Here is a 21,723-nt window from a genome sequence, read left to right as displayed (position 1 = left end):
AGCAGCGTGTCCCGCACCACAGGAGTTTTAAGACGCATGTCTTCCCGCAATAATCCGGCGCGTGTCGCCATCGTGATGGGGTCCAAAAGCGACTGGGCTACCATGCAATTCGCCGCCGAAATTTTTGAAATTCTGGATGTCCCGCACCATGTAGAAGTGGTTTCCGCTCATCGCACCCCCGATAAACTGTTCAGCTTCGCCGAAACGGCGGAAGAGAACGGATATCAAGTGATTATTGCCGGCGCGGGCGGCGCGGCGCACCTGCCGGGAATGATTGCGGCAAAAACGCTGGTCCCGGTACTCGGCGTGCCGGTACAAAGCGCTGCGCTCAGCGGCGTGGATAGCCTCTACTCCATCGTGCAGATGCCGCGCGGCATTCCGGTGGGTACGCTGGCGATCGGTAAAGCCGGTGCCGCTAACGCCGCCCTGCTCGCCGCGCAGATTCTGGCGCAACACGACGCGGAACTGCATCAGCGCATCGCTGACTGGCGCAAAGCGCAAACCGATGAAGTTCTGGAAAATCCCGATCCGCGGGGGACGCTATGAAGCAAGTTTGCGTTCTCGGCAACGGACAACTGGGCCGAATGCTGCGCCAGGCGGGCGAACCGCTGGGTATCGCCGTCTGGCCGGTTGGCCTGGATGCAGAGCCTACCGCCGTGCCGGTACAGCAGAGCGTCATTACCGCAGAGATTGAGCGCTGGCCGGAAACCGCGCTTACCCGCGAGCTGGCGCGCCACCCGGCCTTCGTCAATCGCGATGTATTTCCGATCATCGCCGACCGTCTGACACAAAAACAGCTTTTCGATAAACTGGGACTCGCGACCGCGCCGTGGCAGCTGCTGACCAGCGCCGACGAGTGGTCCGGCATCTTTGACCGTCTGGGCGAACTGGCGATTATTAAGCGTCGCGTTGGCGGCTACGACGGTCGCGGGCAGTGGCGTCTACGCGCGGACGAAACCGGGCAACTGCCGGATGACTGCTATGGCGAATGTATTGTTGAGCGCGGTATCCATTTTTCCGGCGAAGTGTCGTTAGTCGGCGCGCGCGCTCATGACGGCAGTACCGTGTTTTACCCGCTAACGCACAATTTGCATCAGGACGGCATCTTGCGGACCAGCGTCGCGTTCCCACAGGCGAACGCCGAACAGCAGGCGCAGGCGGAATCGATGCTGTCAGCAATTATGCAGGCGCTGAACTACGTCGGCGTAATGGCGATGGAATGTTTTATCACGCCGGAAGGCCTGTTAATCAATGAACTGGCGCCGCGCGTGCATAACAGCGGACACTGGACGCAAAATGGCGCCAGCATCAGTCAGTTTGAATTGCATTTGCGCGCGATTACCGGCCTGCCGTTGCCCGCGCCGGTGATTAACGCCCCGTCGGTGATGATCAACCTGATCGGCAGCGAGCTGAATTACGACTGGCTGAAGCTGCCGCTGGTACATCTGCACTGGTATGATAAAGCGGTACGTCCGGGGCGAAAAGTCGGCCATCTGAATCTGACCGACAGCGATACGTCACGTCTTAGCGCCACCCTGGAAGCGCTCTCTCCGCTCCTGCCGGGCGAATACGCCAGCGGCATTATCTGGGCGCAAAGTAAGCTTAAATAAACAGCGTGGGCGGCGCATTCTCTGTCGCCGCCCGTCGCGATCACAGACAGATGCAGGTTCCCGCTCTGCCCGCCAGGGTATCGTCAATACGCGATAATGCGCCAATCCATGCCGGCTTTCCGCACCGCTTCACATACCCGCTTACCGCGGTCACCTTCGGTCCCATCGCGCCATCGGCTTTGGCAAACGGCGCCAGCTCATCGGGCGAAGCCTGACGAATAGCTCGCTGCTGCGGCGTTCCCCAATGTTCATACACCGCATCCGCATCCGTCAAAATGATCAGACCATCGGCCGCTATCTGCTCCGCCAGCAATGCCGCCGCCAGGTCTTTATCTATCACCGCCTCGACCCCTTCGCCCTCGCCGGCAACAGGTACCCCGCCACCGCCGCTGCAAATCACCACATGGCCCTCTTTTAGCAATAACTCAATAGCGGCGCTTTCGATAATCTGACGCGGCGCCGGGGAAGCAACGACACGGCGCAGATATTTTCCATCACGTTTCATACGCCAACCATAAGTCGCTTCCAGCGCCATTTGCTCTTCTGGCGAATAAACGGGACCGATAAACTTTTCCGGTTCAAGAAAAGCAGGATCGTCCGCCGATACCTTTATTCGCGTTAATACTGTAGTCACCGGCGGCATATCGGGTTCAAGCGCCAGACGCTGCGCCAGCATATAGCCGATCATTCCCTGACTCTCTGCTACCAGCACATCCAGCGGATAAGGCTCAACGGCTTTCCAGGCAAGGTTCTGTAAAGCCAACAGGCCGACCTGGGGGCCGTTGCCATGTACTATCGCCAGCCGATACGAGCGGGCAAGTCGCGCCAGCGCAGGCACCGCGTCGGCAATATTACGATATTGATTCTCTGCCGTTAGCGCTTCTCCGCGCTGCAATAATGCGTTGCCGCCAAGAGCAACTACCAACGTTTTCATTCCCTATCCTTTTACTATTTGTTGTCCAAGCCAGAACCCCAGCAGCGTATCCGCGCCAGAGGTGTGCCCCAGCGCCAGCAGTCCGTCAATCGCCGTTTCTGTGCGAGCATCTCGTCGCAGCGCATGAATAAAGTGGAGTAAAGGCGACGCGAAATAACCCATAGCCGCATAGCGTAAATAGCTGACGCTCACGAGCGTCGTCGCCCGATCAAGGCTGCCGGATTGGGCAAAAAAATTACGCCCGGCGCGTTCATCTATGGCGCCAAAATACCAGGCCGCCAGCAACATTCCCGTCAGCGTGTCGTCATGACTGGGCGTTAAGCCCGGCCCTTTACCCAGCCATAGCCGCCAGTCAGTCGCAGCACCTGCAAGCGCCGACTGAAAGCAGTGACAAAACTGGCGAAGTTCCGGACATAGAGGCTGAGCTGCGGCGACGGTTAACGGCCCAAACAGTCCCGTCTCCTCACTACGCTGCATGTACGTCGCGTTAAGACGCGGCGACGCAAGATAGCGCGGAACCCGCAGCGAACAGCGCCTCTCCGGCTCGCATAAAAGAAACTCGCCAATCTGAATACCGGCAGCGGTTGACTGCGGTTTTTCGCCATCGGTGAGCACATCGCGCAAGGCGTCAAAATCGCCGCCGCGCAGTATCCACCCTCCCGGACTGAAGCCGCTCCCCCGACGGTGAAGTGTTAATAACTCACCGCTTTTCGCCACAAAATTAATAGAGCGACGCCATACCCCTGACATCTGCCAGGGTTGCCGATAATCCGCCGATTGTCGGCTTGCCATAAGAGGATGGATACGTTTCATGAGACGCTCTCTTAACTTACGCCCATGCTTTCCGCCAGCGCTTCCAGCGCCTGCTCGAAACAGGCCAGCGGCGCACGGACGGTTCCCGCGCCAATCTGGCCAATCCCCGCCTCTTTATGCGCGATACCCGTGTTAATCAGCGGCGTAATTCCGGTCTCGACCACGCGGCGGATATCCAGTCCCAGACAGGCCCCCTGAAAATCCCAGCCGGGGATTTGTAGCTGCATGTTGCGTTCGAGATAAATTTCAGCCATCTCTTCAGAAACAGATTTCGCCGCTTCCATTCCCCCGGCACCGACAAAACGCGTTACGCCAGGCGCGGCAATCATCGCAGCGCCGCCAATACCAAACGTTTCAGTAATGGCGCTGTCGCCCATGTCCGGGTTGGCCTGATCCTGCGAAAAACCGGTAAAAAATAGCCCCTGTGGCGTATTAACAGGCGCGGTGAACCAACGGTCGCCCAGACCGCTAACCCGAATGCCAAACATATCGCCATTGCGGGTCATCGCCGTCACAATACTGCCGGCGCGAATCTGCGCGCCCGCGTCCATGGCGGCTTTACAGTAGGCCATCGCCAGATTAAGGAAGAATTGATCGGTGACGCTCAGAAAATCCATCACTTCCGCTATCTGCTGCTTATCGTGTTCCAGACGGGCGATATGCGGCGCCAACGTGCGCATCAGCAATGCGGAAGAGGCGATATTGCGCTGGTGGAATTCATCTCCCATCGTAATGCCCTGCGCCATCATTGCGGTCAGGTCGAGCCCCCGCTCCAGACGTCCCAGCGCCGCGCTTAATACCGGCATCAGCACATCACGCATCCAGCGCAAACGTTGCTGAACATCCTCGCCATAGGCGCCGAAACGCATCACTTTGCCGATCCCTTCGTTGAGATTGCAGTACGCGCGATTGCCGTCGGTGATATTTTCCACGACCAGCATCGGCATACTGGCTGAGGTAATACCGCCCATCGGCCCCACGGCGTTAACGTGATGGCAGGGAATAAAGTTGACCTTTCCCTGCTCTAACAGCGCGAGCGCGCTCATTTCATCTTTGGCCCATCCTTCAAACAGGCATGCGCCGATACAGGCGCCTTTCATCGGGCCGGTCATCTCTTGCCAGCGCATCGGCGGGCCGGCATGAAGAAGCGTTTTCCCTTGATTGAGCACGCTAATTAATGAAGAAGCTGGCTTCACATCCAGCCAGTGCGGACGTGCGCGACGAATTTGTTCGATGACTGCAGCGTTGGCTTGCGCCACTGATGTAAACATGGGAACCCCTTATTGCAAACGTTCTAACAGACGAGCCAGTTTTTTATTACCGCCAGCGACAGGCGCCCACTGGTAGTGCACCACGGGCATACCGGCAGCCTGTAAATCCAGCGCGAAGCTACGTAACCCGGCATTAATCACCGCTACCGCTTCCAGTAACCGGGGAGCTGATGGATGAGTGGAAGAGAGAGTGGGTCGAATCAGTTCCGCGGCCAACAGAGTGGCTTCGGGAAGAGAATCCACTACCGTGATGCCGGCATCTTCGAGCGCGGCGATTTGTTGCGAGCGGCACTGAGGATCGCGTTCCGTTCCGGTGACGGTTGCGATGGCAAACAGCGGCTGGTCGCCGGCGCGTGCGGCACATGCCTTCTGCCAGGCCTGAATCAGCGATGCGGCGGGATCGGCGGTCGCGCCAAAACCAATAACGACGTCTACTAATAACACGCGTACCTGCGGCTGCGCGCCAAGCCCGGCGATAAGCTGATTACGTAACGCCGGGTCAATCATCGGATGTGGTCGCCCAACGGTATAAAAGTCATCGCCCAGATCGATAATCTGGTGGCCGTCAGCGTCAAGCATCATGCCATGGTGATGTTCCGTATCCGCCGCGACGCCCAGATAGCCAGCCAGCAGCCCCGCCGCTTCCGCCGCCAGCGTTCCGCCGGTATAGAGACCACGAATCACGCCGCCTGTTGAAACCATTTCTTTACGCTGCGACGTCACGCGAGACAATAAACATGCCAGTCGGGCGGCTTCATCCAGCGTCGAGGCAAACCAGACGTTTTCCTCACGCGCAACGGGGGAGGAAAACCCTAAGAACAGCGCTACAACGGGTTTCCCGGTGGCTTTCATCGCCGAGATAATATGCTGACGAACCGCATCGGCAGGCGGTTTGGAGACAAAGGCCAGCACCTGGCTCTTTTCATCCGCGCTGAGTATGTCCAGTGCCGTTAGCGCGCTGATCCCACCGACCTCGGCGCTCAAATCGCGTCCGCCAAGCCCGATAGCATGGGTAATCCCTTCCCCCGCCAGCGCAATCTGTGAACAGAGCTCCTGAATACCGGTGCCGGAAGCGCCAATCACCCCGATGTTGCCCTCTGGCATGACGTTAGCGAAAGCCAGCGGCGTATTGGCGATCATAGCGGTGCCGCAATCCGGCCCCATGACCAGCAGTCCTTTATCACGCGCCCGGCGTTTTAGTCTGATTTCATCGTCCAGCGTGACATTATCGGAGAAGATCATCACGTTCAACGAACGATCCAGCGCCTGCTCCGCCAGTTCCGCCGCATATTCGCCGGCCACCGATACCAGCGCCAGATTCGCCTCTGGCAGTTTCTGACAGGCGCTTTCCCAGCGTCTGACCTGGATTAACGACTGGCTGCCGCTGCTTCCCTGCGCCAACTGCTGCAATGCTTCTTCGAGCTGTCGCACAATCACTTGCGTAATGCCGTCATCTACCGCTTCGGTACGAATCGCCACACAAATGTCATTGGGCGTTGCGCCATGAAAATCGTCATGCCAGAAACCGGTAGTTTCCAGCAGCGACTTATTCGCAGGCGTTCCCATCATTACCGATACATCATCAACATTTTCGGACTCACTCAGCTTTCGAGAAATAATCATTAAGCTGACAGAGTCCTGAAAACACCCTTTTTTAATAAAGGCGTGGATCATAACAACTCCTTAATAATTGCACCCATTGCAATTGCACGAGCAGTGTTAATGTGCGCTTCACGGTATATATCCAGGAGGGTAAATAGAGTGATTAACGTCACATCAAATTTATTAACAAAAGAATTCAAACAACAGCTAAAGGATTAGTTATGATTTTCTAAAAAAGCTTTTTATTTAAGCAAAAAGATAAAACCCGCCTGATTATCAAATAAATTCTAATTATATTTTTTTGCCTGTCTGGATCACATAATCATTTTATTTTCCCGGTATGTTAATCGCAGTCATGCTTCACACCGTCGTTAAAAAGGAAGACAGATGAAAATCAGTCGGGAAACACTCCATCAGCTTATCGAAAATAAGCTTTATAAAGCCGGACTAAAACGTGAGCACGCCGCCATCGTCGCCGACGTACTGGTTTATGCAGATGCCAGAGGTATTCACTCACATGGCGCCGTACGCGTTGAATATTATGCCGAACGAATTTCAAAAGGCGGCACCAACCGGGAGCCGACGTTCCGCATTGAGAATACCGGTCCCTGTACGGCGATACTGCATGCCGATAATGCTGCCGGACAGGTCGCAGCCAAAATGGGAATGGAGCATGCTATTGAAATAGCCAAAAAAAATGGCGTCGCGGTTGTCGGCATTAGCAGAATGGGCCATAGCGGCGCCATCTCTTATTTCGTCCGCCAGGCTGCTCGCGAAGGCCTGATCGGTCTGTCTATCTGTCAGTCCGATCCTATGGTCGTGCCGTTTGGCGGGGCGGATATTTACTATGGCACTAATCCGCTGGCCTTTGCCGCGCCGGGCGAAGGCGACGACATCATTACCTTCGATATGGCCACCACCGTGCAGGCCTGGGGAAAAGTCCTCGATGCACGGTCCCGCAATGAGTCCATTCCGGAGAATTGGGCCGTTGATAAAAACGGCGCGCCGACACATGATCCTTTTGCCGTCAATGCGTTATTACCCGCCGCAGGCCCGAAAGGTTACGGCCTGATGATGATGATCGATATTCTGTCCGGTATTCTGCTGGGGCTGCCGTTTGGCCGCCAGGTCAGTTCGATGTATGAAGATTTACACGCCGGACGCAATTTAGGACAACTTCATCTGGTCATTAATCCGGCGTTCTTCTCTTCCTGTGAATTATTCCGCAAACATATTAGTCAGACCATGCAGGAACTCAATTCCGTGAAGCCCGCCCCCGGTTTTAAACAGGTTTATTATCCTGGACAGGATCAGGATATTAAACAGAAAAATGCCGATATGAATGGTATCGATATTGTTGATGATATTTATCAATATCTGATTTCCGATGCCCTCTATCTCAAGTCATACGAAACAAAAAATCCCTTTGCCCAATAATTATTGAAACAGGAATTTTCTATGATAAAGCATTTTCGCCACGCGATAGAAGAAACATTGCCCTGGCTCTCTTCCATTGGAGCCGATCCTACGGGTGGAATGACGCGTTTACTTTATTCGCCTGAGTGGCTGGAAACACAGCAGCAGTTTAAAAAGCGAATGGCAGAAAGCGGTCTGGAGACACGCTTTGATGACGTCGGAAATTTATATGGCCGCCTTTGCGGCACACAATTTCCGGAGCAGGTGATTTTAAGCGGTTCGCATATTGATACGGTCGTCAACGGCGGCAATCTGGACGGGCAATTCGGCGCGCTTGCCGCCTGGCTGGCGCTCGACTGGCTAAAAGCGACCTACGGCGCGCCGCTGCGCACCGTCGAGGTAGTGTCAATGGCTGAGGAAGAAGGCAGCCGTTTCCCTTACGTTTTTTGGGGCAGCAAGAACATTTTTGGCCTGGCGAATCCTGAAGAGGTACGCCATATCCAGGACGCCAAAGGCACAGGCTTTGTCGACGCTATGCAGGCGTGCGGATTTACCCTTCCCGCCGCGCCGCTCGCCGCGCGAACCGATATCCGCGCCTTTGTTGAATTGCATATTGAGCAAGGCTGCGTTCTGGAGAGCAACGGACAGTCGATTGGCGTCGTCAACGCCATCGTCGGGCAACGTCGCTACACGGTGACGCTCAACGGCGAGTCCAACCATGCAGGCACAACGCCAATGGGCTATCGTCGCGATACGGTGCATGCCTTCAGTCGTATTTGCAGTCAGTCCATTGAAAAAGCCAAACAGCATGGCGATCCCCTGGTATTAACGTTCGGCAAAGTTGAGCCGCAGCCGAATACGGTCAATGTTGTCCCTGGAAAAACCACATTTACAATCGATTGCCGGCATACGGACGCCGCGGTACTTCGCGAATTTACCGAACAGTTGGAAAACGATATGCGCGCAATCTGCGATGAAATGGATATCAGCATCGATATCGATTTGTGGATGGACGAAGCGCCGGTGCCGATGAACGCCGAACTGGTCGCGGCCCTCACCAGGCTGTGTGAAACCGAACAACTGAACTATCGCATAATGCATAGCGGCGCAGGTCATGACGCGCAAATTTTCGCGCCGCGCGTCCCTACCTGTATGATTTTCGTCCCCAGCATTAATGGTATCAGCCATAACCCGGCGGAACGTACCAACATTAATGACCTTGCTGAAGGGGTCAAAACTCTGGCATTAATGCTGCATCAACTTGCCTGGCAAAAATAAGGAGCCATCAATGGGATATCTGAATAACGTCACGGGTTACCGCGATGATTTACTGGCGAACCGCGCCATTGTGAAACACGGTAACTATGCGCTCTTAACGCCGGACGGTCTGGTGAAAAATATTATTCCCGGATTTGAAAACTGTGACGTCACCATCCTTTCGACGCCGAAGCTGGGTGCTTCTTTCGTCGATTATCTGGTCACCTTACATCAGAATGGCGGCAACCAGCAGGGCTTTGGCGGCGAGGGGATTGAAACTTTTCTCTATGTCATTACGGGAAATATTGAAGCTAAAGCAGAAGGAAAAACACTCTCTTTAACCCAGGGCGGATACCTCTATTGTCCACCGGGCGAGATGATGACCTTTAGCAACGCTCAAACGGAAGACAGCCAGCTATTTTTATATAAACGCCGCTATACTCCTGTCGAGGGGCATGCCCCGTGGTTGGTTTCCGGCAACGCCAGCCAGCTGGAGCGTATTCATTATGAAGGCATGGAAGATGTTATTCTGCTGGATTTCCTGCCTAAAGAGCTGGGCTTCGATATGAATATGCATATTCTGTCGTTCGAACCGGGCGCCAGCCACGGCTATATTGAAACCCACGTCCAGGAACATGGCGCTTATATCCTTTCCGGCCAGGGAGTTTATAACCTCGACAACAACTGGGTGCCAGTGAAAAAAGGCGACTACATCTTCATGGGCGCTTATTCCCTGCAGGCCGGATACGGTGTAGGTCGTGGCGAAGCATTTAGCTACATCTACTCCAAAGACTGTAACCGCGACGTTATGATTTAACGGCGGACAGCCCTCCTGATTATTTTTAATTTAGCTATGTTGGATTTTGCCACGGTGAGAACCGTGGCTTTTTTTATGCTTAACGAGTCCCGATATCCTGGCCAAGTTTGATGACGCGGGCAATATTACAGGCGCTGTGGTAGAGATTTTGTTCACCGTTCGCCAGAACCTCCGGCAAAGGCGCCAGCCGCGGCAAAATACTGAATACCGCATCAATACCGTGGCGATGGACCACTTCCACGCCGTCGCCCAGTACGCCGGCAATGCCGATAACCGGGACGTGATGCCGTTTCGCCACTGACGCAACGCCTATCGGCGCTTTTCCTCCCGCCGTTTGCGAGTCGATTCGCCCTTCTCCGGTAATCACCAGCGAGGCCTCTTTTACCGCCTCCTCCAACTTCACCGCCTGCATAACAATCTCAATACCGGGCTTCATTTCCGCTTCCAGGAAGACGATAGCAGCAATCCCCATTCCTCCGGCCGCTCCACCGCCCGGTATTTGAGACATGTCGCGTCCGGTCAGGGCATGTAAAACACGGGCATAATTACGTAATCCATTTTCCAGCGTCTCAACCATTTCAGGCGTCGCCCCTTTCTGTGGACCGAATACCGCCGCCGCGCCGCGTGGCCCCACCAACGGGTTATCAACATCACAGGCGACCTCAATACGACACTCTGAAATTCGCGGATCGCACGCCTGCAGGTCAATGCTCGCCAGGCGCGATAAATTGCCCCCTCCGGCGCCAAGCGGCGTTCCCTGCGCGTCCAGAAAACGCACACCGAGCGCCTGCGCTACTCCCATTCCGCCATCCACCGTGGCGCTGCCGCCGATACCCAGAATAATATGGCGAATCCCCGCGTCCAGGGCGTGACGAATCAATTCGCCGGTGCCGAAACTGGATGCCAGCAGCGGATTACGCGCCTCGGGCGCCACCAGCATCAATCCGCTCGCCGCCGCCATTTCAATAATCGCCGTTTTGCCGTCGCCGGTCAGGCCATAAAATCCGTTTACTTTTTCCCCCATCGGCCCGCTAACGTCCACAGAAACCCGTTTCCCGCCGGTCGCAGCCACCATTGCGTCCACGGTTCCTTCTCCGCCATCGGCGATCGGTAAACAAACATAGCGCGCATCAGGAAATACGGTTGAAAATCCCGCTTTAATAGCCTGACAGCATTTATCAGCACTTAAGCTCTCTTTAAATGAATCTGGCGCAATTACAATCTTCATCATGTCTCCTTGTTTTCTCACGTTATTTAATGCGTTCCCACGGAATAAGATTTTCCATAAGCACTGCCAGTAAGATTCCCACCAGTAATCCGTTGCTAAGCAGAGGACGAATCATCAGTGGAAGATCCTGTAAATAGACCGGAGGAAGCCCCATCAAAAAAATGCCGACAAAAAGCGGTAATGCCAGGCGATAAATATTCCGCGCGGTAAACGTAATTTGCTGGCTAAAAACCAAACCGGAATAAAGTAAAGGTAAATAAGAGACCAGCATAACGGCGCTGCTGATCGCCAGTGGAATAGCGCAAAATAAGCGGGTTAACGGCGTTATAATGGCAACCAGCAGACACAGCGCGCTACCGCAGATAAAGGATTTGCGAGAACTGTCGCCGGTTTGCGTTAATAAACCAATGGAAGATACAAAAGGCGAAAAAGGCACGACCGCGAAAGGCACCGTCACTAACGTCATCAGTCCGGAAATCATAAAGCTTCGGCGATAACGAGAACTGCCCGACCCTTGATGCAGATAAAAGATATCGGTACCGCGGATGGCGCCGTAAGTGTTGCTGATGTTGACTAACCCCGTCATCACCGCCGTCACAATAATACCCGGCATCAGCGTGCCGTGGCTGCCCAGCGGAAACCATCGCCAGCTTAATTCACCCGGCGGTAAGTGTGATGAAGGAAAGCATAACCGCCATAGCCCCCACCCGACCACGGTCCCTACCAGTAACGCGTAACGGGAGATACGCTGTTGCAGGAAAATAATCATTGCGAGGATAAAACACATCACCGCGACCGCCAACCCAAAGGGGGCCAATTTGATTCTGGCGCTGGTATCGGCAATGCCAAAAGGCAGCCCCAGCATGCCTTTAAAAAATATTGAGGTCAGCTGCGCGCCCAAAAGCAGCATGAAAAAAACCATTACCGCCGGCGTAAACAGGCGAGCCAGACGGTGTCCTAACCCGCTAATGCCGATAAATATCGTCACCATCGCGGAGATCGCAATCCCGACCGACAGGCTGGAGGCGATATCGTTCAGCGGCGTGCCGCGAGACGCCTCGCCAAGCGTAATCGTAAGAATAGCGCCCCACCACAACCCTGTCGGCCCTTCCATAATGGCGCGGCGATGGCCGCAAAATGCCTGAACCAGGCAGGCCAACGCGGTGGTCAAAAAAGCGTATTGTGTGAGCATTAACAGGTTATCAGCGGGAAGATGAAAAGCGGACAGCAAGGTAGGGGGAACCACAACCGTGTTACAGAAAATAAAGAAAAACCACTGAAAGCCGGACAATACACTTTCGCGGTTAATAACAGGGAACATATCCACACCTTAAAATAGAGAATGCCCGTCGTGACGACGGGCATTAAATCACACCGGATTACTGCTGATGTTTAAGGATAAACTGACCTTTTGGCGGCACAGGGAAGCCATGCTCGATGTCATAAATAACATCGCCGCGCAAAATCGTTTTGGTAATACGCGCACCAATAGTACGGCCAACATACGGACTGACTTTATGGCGATATTCCAGATCTTCATTTTTCAGAACATAGCTGCTGTCAGGCTGAATAAAGACCAGGTCAGCATCTTTGCCGGGGGCAATACGTCCTTTATGTTTCAGACCAAAAATATCGGCGGCGTTGGTCGCCATTAATTTGCCAAACATCGGCAACGACATACCGCGTTTTTGCACCGCTTCATCAAACATGACGTCCATGCAGTTTTGCAGTCCGGCAATTCCACCCCATGCTTGCATGATATTGCCTGCTTTCATTTCCGGAGGGCATGGAGAGTGGTCGGATACCAGGCAGTCGATTTCGCCGTTAAACAGTTTTTCCCACATTCCTTTCTGGTTTTCCTGGTCGCGAATTGGCGGAGAACATTTTGCCAGGGTGCCAATCTCTTCGAACTGATCGGTATCGAGGACAAAATAGTGCGGGCACGATTCACAGGTGACATCCTGACCTTCCTGACGCGCGCGCGTTACTTCCTCTACCCCCTCCGGGCTGCTGATATGGCAAACGTGCAGACGGCAACCTGCCGCTTTCGCCAGATACAGCACGCGACGAATGGCTTCCACTTCAGTAAATACCGGACGTGAGGCGACATAATCATGCGCCGTTACGCGTCCTTCGCGTTTAGCTTCCTCGCCCAGCTCATCGCAAATCAGAGCATTTTCGCAATGTACCAGTACCGTCTGGTCCATTTCCCCCAGTTTTTGCGCGCCTTTGTAAAACTGCCAGTCATTAACGTCGCGAAAATCATTATCGATGCCACGATCGCCGCAGGTGGCGACAAAGCACTTGAAGCCGACAACGCCCACTTCGTCCAGCTCATGCAGCCGATCCAGGTTATAAGAAACCAAACCGCCCAGCTGCGCGGCGTCGATGGTCAATTTACCTTTTGCCGCGTCAAACTTGAGCTCAATCGTCTCACGATCGACCGTCGCCGGCAGCTGATTGAGCGGCATCTCAATCATCGTGGTAATACCGCCTTTCGCCGCCGCGCGCGTACCGGTTTCATAGCCTTCCCAGTGGGTACGGCCCGGTTCAGAAATGTGGGTATGCGCGTCAACCATGCCCGGCGAAACGATCAATCCCGTCGCATCCAGCACATTTTTCGCTTCCCCCAGGTTCTCGCCAATCGCGGCGATTTTTCCGCCCTGGACGGCGATATCGATAACTCTCGCTTCGTTTTCTAAGATGACAGTACCGTTCTTAATAATTAAATCAAAAGACATAACAAACTCCTTGTATGGATACAGATAGTTTTTAAATAGCGCACACTTCATTAAATACGCTTAATGCTTTTTCAATATTTAACCTGCGAGTTTTTGCTCTCCTGTATTTTCAAAACCCGTGCGTTTCTTCAATAGCGCATAAGCAACGAACGCAACTATTACGCCTACAAACCAGGACACGCGGGATAAAGGCTCCAAAAATGGTATAAACTTGCCGCCTAATGACAGAATGACTGCGACCAGGGTGACTGAAAATGCAGTCAGGTTAAATCCATTATCATAATATTTGTAATCACCGCTGGCGGTGTACAGCTCATCAAGATTAATTTTTCCACGCATTACCACAAAATAATGAGCTAACATTACGCCGATTACCGGGCCAAGCATACCGCCGATAATATCGAGGAACAGATAAATACTGTCCTGATTCTCCATTAATTTCCATGGACAAATCAGTAGACTGATAATACTGGCAATCATTACGCCATTTTTATAGTTAAGCTTTGTCGGGGCAAGCGCCGCAATTTGATACCCCGCAGGTATAATATTACCGGTAGCGTTGGTTGAAATTGTCGTCATCAGAATCACCAGCACCGCAAAGAATGAAGCAAACAGACTGTCCCAGCGCTGCACAATATCCAGCACGTTCCAGGTATCCATACCATAATGAATACTGGCTCCGGCAATAATGCACACGCTGGCTACGGCGAATAATATATACGCTACGATAAGCCCCAATGTTTGTCCCAATGCCTGAGCGCGAAATGAATGCGCGTTTTGCGTGAAATCGGACGCGCTTACCGCTGGCGCAGCCCAGACGGCGACTACGGCGTTAATCACCACCAGGAACAGAAAGCCGCTGTGCTCTGCTTTTTGCACGCCTGAAGGCAGATAGTCCAGAATCGGGCCAATGCCGACCAGCGATATTGCCCAAATAGCCATGCCGCCAAAGACAATGTAAATACATGGATTGAGGATAGCGGTAAATTTATTTAATACTTTACCACCGCCAAAACCGATGCCAACGTTAATAATCCAAAAAATTAGAAAAGTAATTAGTCCTGGCAGTGAAAGACCCAGCAGCTTGAAATCTCCGCCTAATGTCAGAAATCCTGGCCAGATCTTCCCAATCAAAATAAGAAATGCCAGCGATCCCGCGTAACATTGTAAGCCGAACCACATAATTGCCGCGATTCCCCCTCGCAATAATCCAGGGAATAGCGCGCCGCGGACGCCGTAAGAACCTCGCAATATCATAGCAAAAGGAACACCATATTTGCTGCCTGCCGCGCCATTCATTACCATCGCCGCCGCAATAAATAATGCGCTGATAATAATGGCCAACATGATATTAAATGTTGATAGCCCCAGTATAAAAAAACCGCCGACCATAACGTAATTTGGCACGTTATGTACAGATCCCATCCATAAGGTGAAATAGTTAAATGCCTTCCAGTTTCGTTGGGTTTCTGTTTTAGGTAATAAGTCTTCGCTATAACCGCGCTGCTGGTATAGCTCTCTTTGATGTTCCATAAATCCCTCTTTTCACGCATCGGATAACGTTGTTATGGGTTTAGCTATGAGGAACAAATAAATATAAAATAAAGAAACAGTAGATATAATTATTTTTAAGCTGAAGCAATACGTTGCGTTGCTTTCTTTTTATATAAAGTGACGACAGCAAAGATCAGCGTTCCGGTAACCACTAAACAAGCTGAAATCACAAAACTGATCTCCTTCGACCCCGTTACATCCGAAATAAATCCGGTCAACGTTGGAGCGACAACCGCTGAACTCATGCCAAAGAAGTTAAAAAGGCTGAAAGCTCTTCCCAGACTTTTTGCCGAAGCCTGTTCAGATACAAAGGAGATCAGGATCGGGTCTACCGCCATTTTCCCCAGCAAGCCGTATAGCGTCAGGCTGACCATCAGCATCGTGGTATTCGGGGACAAAACCGTAAACGCCAACATTGCTGCCGCCACAATTTCCAGACCGAGAATAACCTTAACTTTACTGTTACGGAATTTATCTGACAGATGGCTAAAAAATAACGCCCCCGGTACGCCAACCACCGCCACCAGCGCTGATGCCAGCCCGATAGCTCCGCCATCAAATCCTCTTTCAGTCTGGAGATAAGAGGGCAGCCAGGTCACTATCAAATAGTAACCGTAGCAGGTACAGAAATAGAGGAAGTAAACGCTACACAATAAACCAGAGAATAAAGGTGCGCGTTTCTCATCTTCCGTAACGGTTTGGGTTTGCTTTTCCGCTTGCGCAGAGTCGCTTTTGGCTTTACCGCGAATGATCAGCGTAAAGACGCACAGCATGATTACTAATATCGCGGCCACGATATACAGTACATTTTGCCAGGCCATGCTCATGTTTTTTACTAATACGCTGGAACCGATTAAGCCAATCCCCATCCCTATAGCCGACCCGCTGTTGATAATCGCGTTGGCTAATGCCCGACGGGCCTGCGGCACGTTTGCCGAAGAGAGTGAATAAGCCGAGCTAAAGAAAGAAGCGCATCCGCCACCTGCCATTAGCGACCCTATATAGATCATGGTCAGGCCATTGGCTTTCGCGATACAGAGTGTACCAATAATAAAAAGCGTAAATCCGGCCATCAGCATGATTTTTTGACCGAATTTATCGACCAATATTCCGCAAGGGATTTGCATACTGCAGTAAGCAAAAAAGTAAAAACTTGCAATGGCGCCTATTTCAGCATTACTTACATTGTCTAAAGATGCCTGAATTTCTGGATAAATTGGCGTAAGCACGGTGCGATAGATCCAAATCGCTACCCAGCCCAGACTCATTACGACAACAATTTGTTTCCAGTAATCAATTCCGGATTTTTTAGTTTCACTCATGTTCTTCACCTTTACAGAGTGTTCCTTGTGAACAGGTATCGCTGCAGCCGCAGCGATACACATAATTAGGACAATTTATGATTGGCCATTAATTCCAGCGCCTGTACCATTGCCGAATGATCAAGCTGGCTCCCGCCATTTGCCGCACAGGTATTGAATAATTCCTGGCAGGTCGCCGTATTCGGTAAATTCAGCGCCAGCGCTTTTGCGCTTTGCAATGCAAGATTAAGGTCTTTCTGATGAAGCGCGATTTTGAAACCAGGCTCGAACGTCCGGTTGATCATCCGCTCGCCGTGAACTTCCAGAATGCGTGAAGAGGCGAACCCGCCCATTAACGCCTGGCGCACGCGTACCGGATCGGCACCTGCTTTTGAAGCAAACACTAAGGCTTCAGAAACCGCTTCAATATTCAGCGCAACAATAATTTGGTTAGCCACCTTACAGGTTTGCCCATCCCCATTGCCGCCCACCAGGGTGATATTTTTTCCCAGGATGTCAAAGAGCGGTTTAACGCGGTCAAAGACTTTCTGCTCGCCGCCAACCATAATCGACAGAGTGCCTTCACGCGCCCCGATTTCTCCCCCGGAAACCGGGGCATCCAGGTAATCAGCGCCCATTTCATTAACGCGCTGGGCAAAACGTTTGGTTTCGATAGGAGAAATAGAACTCATATCGACGATGGTTTTTCCCTGAAGCGATGTTTTAGCGCAACCGTGTTCGCCAAATAACACCTCTTCAACCTGCGGCGTATCCGGCACCATTATGAAGATAATGTCTGCAAATTCAGTTACCTGACGTGCAGTCTCAACATTTACCGCCCCCAGCGAGAGCAGTTCGTCCGCGACCGGACCAATAGTCGTAACGTGTAATTGATGACCGGCGCGTGCCAAATTGATAGCCATTGGCGAGCCCATAATTCCCAGGCCAATAAATCCCAGTTTCATATACAACCTCTTTTATTGCTTTCGGTGTTTCCAGATTCAGGCAACACAATCCCCTTCCAACACAGTGGAAAAAAAGCGCTGCCCGAATTATTCTGCGTTTTAACGGTACTGATTAATCCACGATAATCCCGCTTCCGTGGTAGTCAGTGGTTTATATTCACAGCCAACCCAGCCATCATAACCAGACTGTTTAATGACATTAAAAATAAAGTCATAATTAATTTCCCCGGTCCCCGGCTCGCCGCGACGCGGGTTATCAGCAATCTGTAAATGGCCTATTTTATCGGCCCATGCCGTCATGGTTTGCGTTAATTCCCCTTCCATGCGTTGCATGTGATAAATATCATACTGAATTTTGATATTATCGCTGCCGATATCCTTAATTAATGCTAACGCCTGTTGAGTGCCGGTGAGATGGAATCCCGGCATATCAAAGTGATTAATAGGTTCGATAAGTAATAAAATGTCTTCTTTCGCCAGCATATTTGCCGCATAGCGCAGGTTTTCGACCAACGTGTCGTGGATCTCCGTTGCGGAGAATCCTGACGGCGTTTTACCCACCAGACAATTTATTTTCTTATTACCTAACGCACGTGCATAGCGGATTGCGGCCGCTACGCCATCGCGAAACTCTTCTTCGCGCCCAGGAATACAGGCAATTCCACGTTCGCCAGCCGCCCAGTCGCCAGCCGGTAAATTATGTAACGTATGTTCCAGATTATTATCCCTGAGCTTACGTTTTAACACTTCGATATCGTTATCGTAGGGAAACATGAATTCCACGCCGCGAAATCCCGACAACGCCGCTTTATCAAAGCGTTCCAGGAAATCATATTCCGTAAACAGCATAGAAAGATTGGCAGAGAAACGTAACATCGATTACCTCCCTTACTCATATTTCATAAAACAGGTTTCTGTTGGCGCATCTTTCGCACTATCCGCAACCTCTTCAAACTCGGTTACGTTATCCAGTTCGCTGCCCATGGAAATATTGGTTACGCGTTCCAGAATGACTTCCACCACCACCGGAACGCGATATTGCGCCATTAGCGCTTTGGCTTGTTCAAATGCAGGCGCAATATCTTCCGGTTTAAAGACACGAATTGCTTTACAGCCTAACCCTTCCGCCACTTTTACATGGTCAACGCCATAGCCATTCACTTCGCTGGAGTTGATATTTTCAAAGGCGAGCTGTACGCAGTAGTCCATGTCAAATGCGCGTTGCGACTGGCGAATCAGGCCAAGATAAGCGTTGTTAACCAGCACATGGATATACGGAATGTTAAACTGCGCGCCGACGGCTAACTCTTCGATCAGGAACTGGAAGTCGAAATCGCCGGAAATCGCCACCACATTGCGTTGCGGATCGGCAGCACATACCCCTAATGCCGCTGGGATTGTCCAGCCAAGAGGCCCCGCCTGGCCGCAGTTGATCCAGTGTCTGTCTTTAAACACATGCAGCATCTGCGCTGCCGCGATTTGCGACAATCCAATGGTGGTGACATAGCACACATCGCGACCAAAGGCTTTGTTCATCTCTTCATAGACGCGTTGCGGCTTCACTGGCACGTTGTCAAAGTGGGTTTTACGCAGCAAAGTCCGTTTACGCTGCTGGCATTCGTCCACCCAGGTCTTCCGGCATGGCAAACGCCCCGCTTTTTGCATCTCCTGCGCAACATCGATCAGCAACGTTAGCGCCGCTTTGGCGTCAGAAACGATGCCCAGATCCGGGCACAACACGCGGCCAATTTGCGTCGGTTCAATATCGATATGGATGATTTTTCGCCCCTGAGTATATTTCTCAACGGACCCCGTATGACGGTTAGCAAAACGGTTACCGATGCCAAAAACCATATCAGATGCCAGCAGAGTGGCGTTACCGTAGCGGTGCGCCGTTTGCAGGCCGACCATCCCCGCCATTAAGGGGTGATCGTCCGGGATACAGCCCCAGCCCATCAGAGTAGGGATCACCGGTACGCTGGTCAGTTCGGCAAACTGCTGCAGCAGTGGCGCGGCGTCGGCGTTAATAACCCCGCCGCCCGCGACAATTACCGGGCGCTCGGACTGAATCAGCATCTCCAGCGCCTTTTCAATCTGTACGCGGCTGGCGGCTGGCTTATATACCGGTAGCGGCTCATACATATCCGGATCGAATTCGATCTCCGCAACCTGGACATCAAACGGTAAATCAACCAGCACAGGACCTGGGCGGCCTGAGCGCATCAGATGAAAAGCCTGTTGTAATACGCGCGGCACCAGCGCCGCCTCACGAACCGTCACTGCCATCTTGCTGACTGGTTTTGCAATCGCTTCAATATCGACTGCCTGGAAATCTTCCTTGTGCAGACGCGCTCGTGGCGCCTGACCGGTAATGCATAAAATCGGGATAGAGTCGGCAGAAGCGGAATAGAGTGCGGTGATCATGTCGGTTCCCGCCGGGCCGGAAGTGCCCAGGCAGACCCCAATATTACCTGCCGCCGCACGTGTGTAGCCCTCAGCCATATGCGAAGCGCCTTCCACATGACGCGCCAGTATATGGCGAATGCCTCCATGCTTACGCATTGCAGAATAGAAGGGGTTGATTGCAGCCCCAGGAACGCCGAATGCTGTGGTGATACCTTCTTTTTCCAGCACATACATTGCCGCATCCACGGCTCTCATTTTTGCCATTTTATTGCTACCTCTTTTTATTGGAAAAAGTTTCCAACTTTTAAAAATTTTAAAAAAGTCCCGCTCCAGCGAGCGGGATGCGGCTCAGGCTACAGGGGGTTTTAGCCCAAGCGCCGTACTGATGTCTTTCGCGGTATCCCGTACCAGTTCCCCCTGGCTGATAAAGCGATCTTCCGTCAGCCGGGAAGCCGGTCCCGATATTGAGATAGCGGCGACCACGCTGCCCGCATCGTCATAGATAGCGGAGGCGATACAATTCAGCCCGACAACATGTTCTTCCTGGTCGACGGTGTAGCCCTGTTCACGCGCCTGCTCCAGATTTTTAAGCAGGATAGGTAAATCCACCAGAGTGGTCGGCGTAAACCGCCGCAAACCGGTATTGACGACGATCCCCACCAGCTCTTCTTCGGTGAGCGGGTAAAGCAGCGCTTTTCCGGCGCCGGAAGCATGTAACGGCAGACGACTCCCTAAGGGCGCGCACATTCTGACCATCGATTTGCACTCCTTTTGACCGATTAACACCGCTTCATTACCGTTGCGAATCGCTACGTTGACCGTCTCGCCAGAAAGCAGCATAAGTCGGTGCATAAAGGGTCCGGCCACCGAGAGGACATCGCGATTATGAATATACGCAGAGCCCACATTAAATACGCCTAAACCAATATGCCACCAGCCAAGCTGGCTATCCTGGTACACAAAATCAGCCGCTTGCAGTACCTTTAACAGGCGAAACGTCGTAGAAAGCGGTAAATCCAGGCTGCCGGAAATATCGCTAACTGATGAACTGCCGCCGCTTCTTTCGAGATATTGCAATATCGCTATGCCCCTCTCCAGCGCCTGAGCGCCTTTCTGCGCAGTCGGCTCTGCCTGTCCTGGCCTGCCGCGTCGTCTTACTTCCGTCATATTTACGTTAACTCCGGCCCAAAATATGAGCATAAACAATGAACAATATGTTCATCTTATGCAAGAAGGCCAATAGCGTCACGCAAAACAGAGTTCATGTGTCGGGATACTTTCAACATCACAGTTATCGCTGCCACCGCGATCCACCGTCAGAAAATCGGTAACCGTCTGCCACGCAAACAGCGGGTGATGCCATACATTACGGTGATAATTGACGCCCTGCCGTCCATTGCTAATAAACGCCCGCAGCGTGGAGAGATCGGGTTTATCATCGCCGAGCGCGACAATAACGACAAAAGCCTCGCCGTTCATCGGCACAAACGCCTGCGTACCTAAAGGATGACGTTCCAGTTCATGTACCACAATAGGCATCGCTGCCGGTTGCGCCCTGTTAATACTGATCAGCGTGCGATCCTGCTCCAGAACTTCAACCTTCGCCAGGTCGTGATATCGCTCAACTAACCCATTGTTTATATGAAAAAAGTCTCGTTCCTGCGTCTCAATAACATCGCCATAAGCGCTGAACGTCTTCTGATCTAACGGTAATACCTCAAGTTTCATTATTTTTCCCTTGTAGCTCGATTCCGTTTAACCGCGGTTTGGACTCTGTCCGGTTTCAATACCATGCAATCTAAAACCTT

The 21,723-nt window shown here is 52.3% G+C and carries 19 protein-coding genes; 5 read left to right on the top strand and 14 right to left on the bottom strand.

Annotated features, from left to right (window positions below):
• Positions 1–36: 36 nt before the first annotated feature.
• Complete coding sequence (purE, locus tag ACLJR2_RS10600) at positions 37–546, top strand: 5-(carboxyamino)imidazole ribonucleotide mutase (protein ID WP_000098736.1); 510 nt, start codon at positions 37–39, stop codon at positions 544–546.
• Positions 543–1,610, top strand: coding sequence for a 5-(carboxyamino)imidazole ribonucleotide synthase (purK, locus tag ACLJR2_RS10595; protein WP_000815599.1), 1,068 nt, complete (start codon positions 543–545; stop codon positions 1,608–1,610). The genes purE and purK overlap by 4 nt, the downstream gene beginning before the upstream one ends.
• 40 nt (positions 1,611–1,650) lie before the next feature.
• Here the strand turns inward: purK and ACLJR2_RS10590 are convergent, their stop codons facing one another.
• From ACLJR2_RS10590 to ACLJR2_RS10575, 4 genes are read right to left on the bottom strand one after another with little or no spacing between them, the layout of a single operon-like run.
• The gene (locus tag ACLJR2_RS10590) at positions 1,651–2,544 is read right to left on the bottom strand and encodes a carbamate kinase (protein ID WP_000855345.1); all 894 of its coding nucleotides are present in this window, start codon (positions 2,542–2,544) and stop codon (positions 1,651–1,653) included.
• A gap of 3 nt (positions 2,545–2,547) precedes the next feature.
• Positions 2,548–3,357, bottom strand: coding sequence for a DUF2877 domain-containing protein (locus ACLJR2_RS10585; RefSeq protein ID WP_000821191.1), 810 nt, complete (start codon positions 3,355–3,357; stop codon positions 2,548–2,550).
• An 11-nt stretch (positions 3,358–3,368) separates the two neighbouring features.
• Positions 3,369–4,628: a DUF1116 domain-containing protein gene (locus ACLJR2_RS10580; RefSeq protein WP_000495330.1), complete on the bottom strand. Its 1,260-nt coding sequence runs from the start codon at positions 4,626–4,628 to the stop codon at positions 3,369–3,371.
• Positions 4,629–4,637: 9 nt separating this feature from the next.
• Complete coding sequence (locus ACLJR2_RS10575; RefSeq protein ID WP_000580923.1) at positions 4,638–6,302, bottom strand: acyl-CoA synthetase FdrA; 1,665 nt, start codon at positions 6,300–6,302, stop codon at positions 4,638–4,640.
• A gap of 315 nt (positions 6,303–6,617) precedes the next feature.
• Between ACLJR2_RS10575 and allD the strand changes: the two genes are divergently transcribed.
• The 3 genes from allD to allE are packed head-to-tail and all read left to right on the top strand — an operon-like array spanning position 6,618 to position 9,720.
• Positions 6,618–7,667 carry an ureidoglycolate dehydrogenase AllD gene (gene allD / locus ACLJR2_RS10570; RefSeq protein WP_000703930.1) on the top strand — a complete coding sequence of 350 codons (1,050 nt, stop codon included), beginning with the start codon at positions 6,618–6,620 and terminating at the stop codon, positions 7,665–7,667.
• Positions 7,668–7,688: 21 nt separating this feature from the next.
• Positions 7,689–8,924: an allantoate deiminase gene (gene allC / locus ACLJR2_RS10565; RefSeq protein WP_000589769.1), complete on the top strand. Its 1,236-nt coding sequence runs from the start codon at positions 7,689–7,691 to the stop codon at positions 8,922–8,924.
• Between the two features lie 10 nt (positions 8,925–8,934).
• Positions 8,935–9,720: a (S)-ureidoglycine aminohydrolase gene (gene allE / locus ACLJR2_RS10560; RefSeq protein ID WP_000540987.1), complete on the top strand. Its 786-nt coding sequence runs from the start codon at positions 8,935–8,937 to the stop codon at positions 9,718–9,720.
• A 79-nt stretch (positions 9,721–9,799) separates the two neighbouring features.
• Here the strand turns inward: allE and glxK are convergent, their stop codons facing one another.
• From glxK to allA, 10 genes are all read right to left on the bottom strand, one after another.
• A complete protein-coding gene (glxK, locus tag ACLJR2_RS10555) occupies positions 9,800–10,948 on the bottom strand; it encodes a glycerate 3-kinase (RefSeq protein ID WP_000706329.1) in 1,149 nt (382 codons plus the stop codon).
• Between the two features lie 22 nt (positions 10,949–10,970).
• Positions 10,971–12,269, bottom strand: a complete 1,299-nt coding sequence (locus tag ACLJR2_RS10550) for a uracil/xanthine transporter (protein ID WP_000484505.1) — start codon at positions 12,267–12,269, stop codon at positions 10,971–10,973.
• A 58-nt stretch (positions 12,270–12,327) separates the two neighbouring features.
• Complete coding sequence (gene allB, locus ACLJR2_RS10545) at positions 12,328–13,689, bottom strand: allantoinase AllB (protein ID WP_000006865.1); 1,362 nt, start codon at positions 13,687–13,689, stop codon at positions 12,328–12,330.
• Between the two features lie 78 nt (positions 13,690–13,767).
• Positions 13,768–15,222 (bottom strand): allantoin transporter, encoded by a 1,455-nt coding sequence (locus ACLJR2_RS10540; RefSeq protein WP_000401060.1) that lies wholly within the window; start codon positions 15,220–15,222, stop codon positions 13,768–13,770.
• Between the two features lie 95 nt (positions 15,223–15,317).
• A complete protein-coding gene (locus ACLJR2_RS10535) occupies positions 15,318–16,565 on the bottom strand; it encodes an MFS transporter (protein ID WP_000005070.1) in 1,248 nt (415 codons plus the stop codon).
• A 65-nt stretch (positions 16,566–16,630) separates the two neighbouring features.
• Positions 16,631–17,509 (bottom strand): 2-hydroxy-3-oxopropionate reductase, encoded by an 879-nt coding sequence (gene glxR, locus ACLJR2_RS10530; protein ID WP_000765815.1) that lies wholly within the window; start codon positions 17,507–17,509, stop codon positions 16,631–16,633.
• 99 nt (positions 17,510–17,608) lie between these two features.
• Positions 17,609–18,385, bottom strand: a complete 777-nt coding sequence (gene gip / locus ACLJR2_RS10525) for a hydroxypyruvate isomerase Gip (RefSeq protein ID WP_000943591.1) — start codon at positions 18,383–18,385, stop codon at positions 17,609–17,611.
• A 12-nt stretch (positions 18,386–18,397) separates the two neighbouring features.
• Entirely contained in the window at positions 18,398–20,179 is a 1,782-nt protein-coding gene (gcl, locus tag ACLJR2_RS10520; protein ID WP_001096868.1) for a glyoxylate carboligase, read from the bottom strand.
• A gap of 84 nt (positions 20,180–20,263) precedes the next feature.
• Complete coding sequence (allR, locus tag ACLJR2_RS10515; protein WP_000141265.1) at positions 20,264–21,082, bottom strand: HTH-type transcriptional repressor AllR; 819 nt, start codon at positions 21,080–21,082, stop codon at positions 20,264–20,266.
• Positions 21,083–21,160: 78 nt separating this feature from the next.
• Positions 21,161–21,643 carry an ureidoglycolate lyase gene (gene allA, locus ACLJR2_RS10510; RefSeq protein WP_000764659.1) on the bottom strand — a complete coding sequence of 161 codons (483 nt, stop codon included), beginning with the start codon at positions 21,641–21,643 and terminating at the stop codon, positions 21,161–21,163.
• Between the last annotated feature and the right edge of the window lie 80 nt (positions 21,644–21,723).

Source organism: Salmonella sp. SAL03688, assembly GCF_046551895.1.
Lineage (GTDB): Bacteria > Pseudomonadota > Gammaproteobacteria > Enterobacterales > Enterobacteriaceae > Salmonella > Salmonella enterica.
This window is presented reverse-complemented; position numbering and strand designations above follow the sequence as displayed.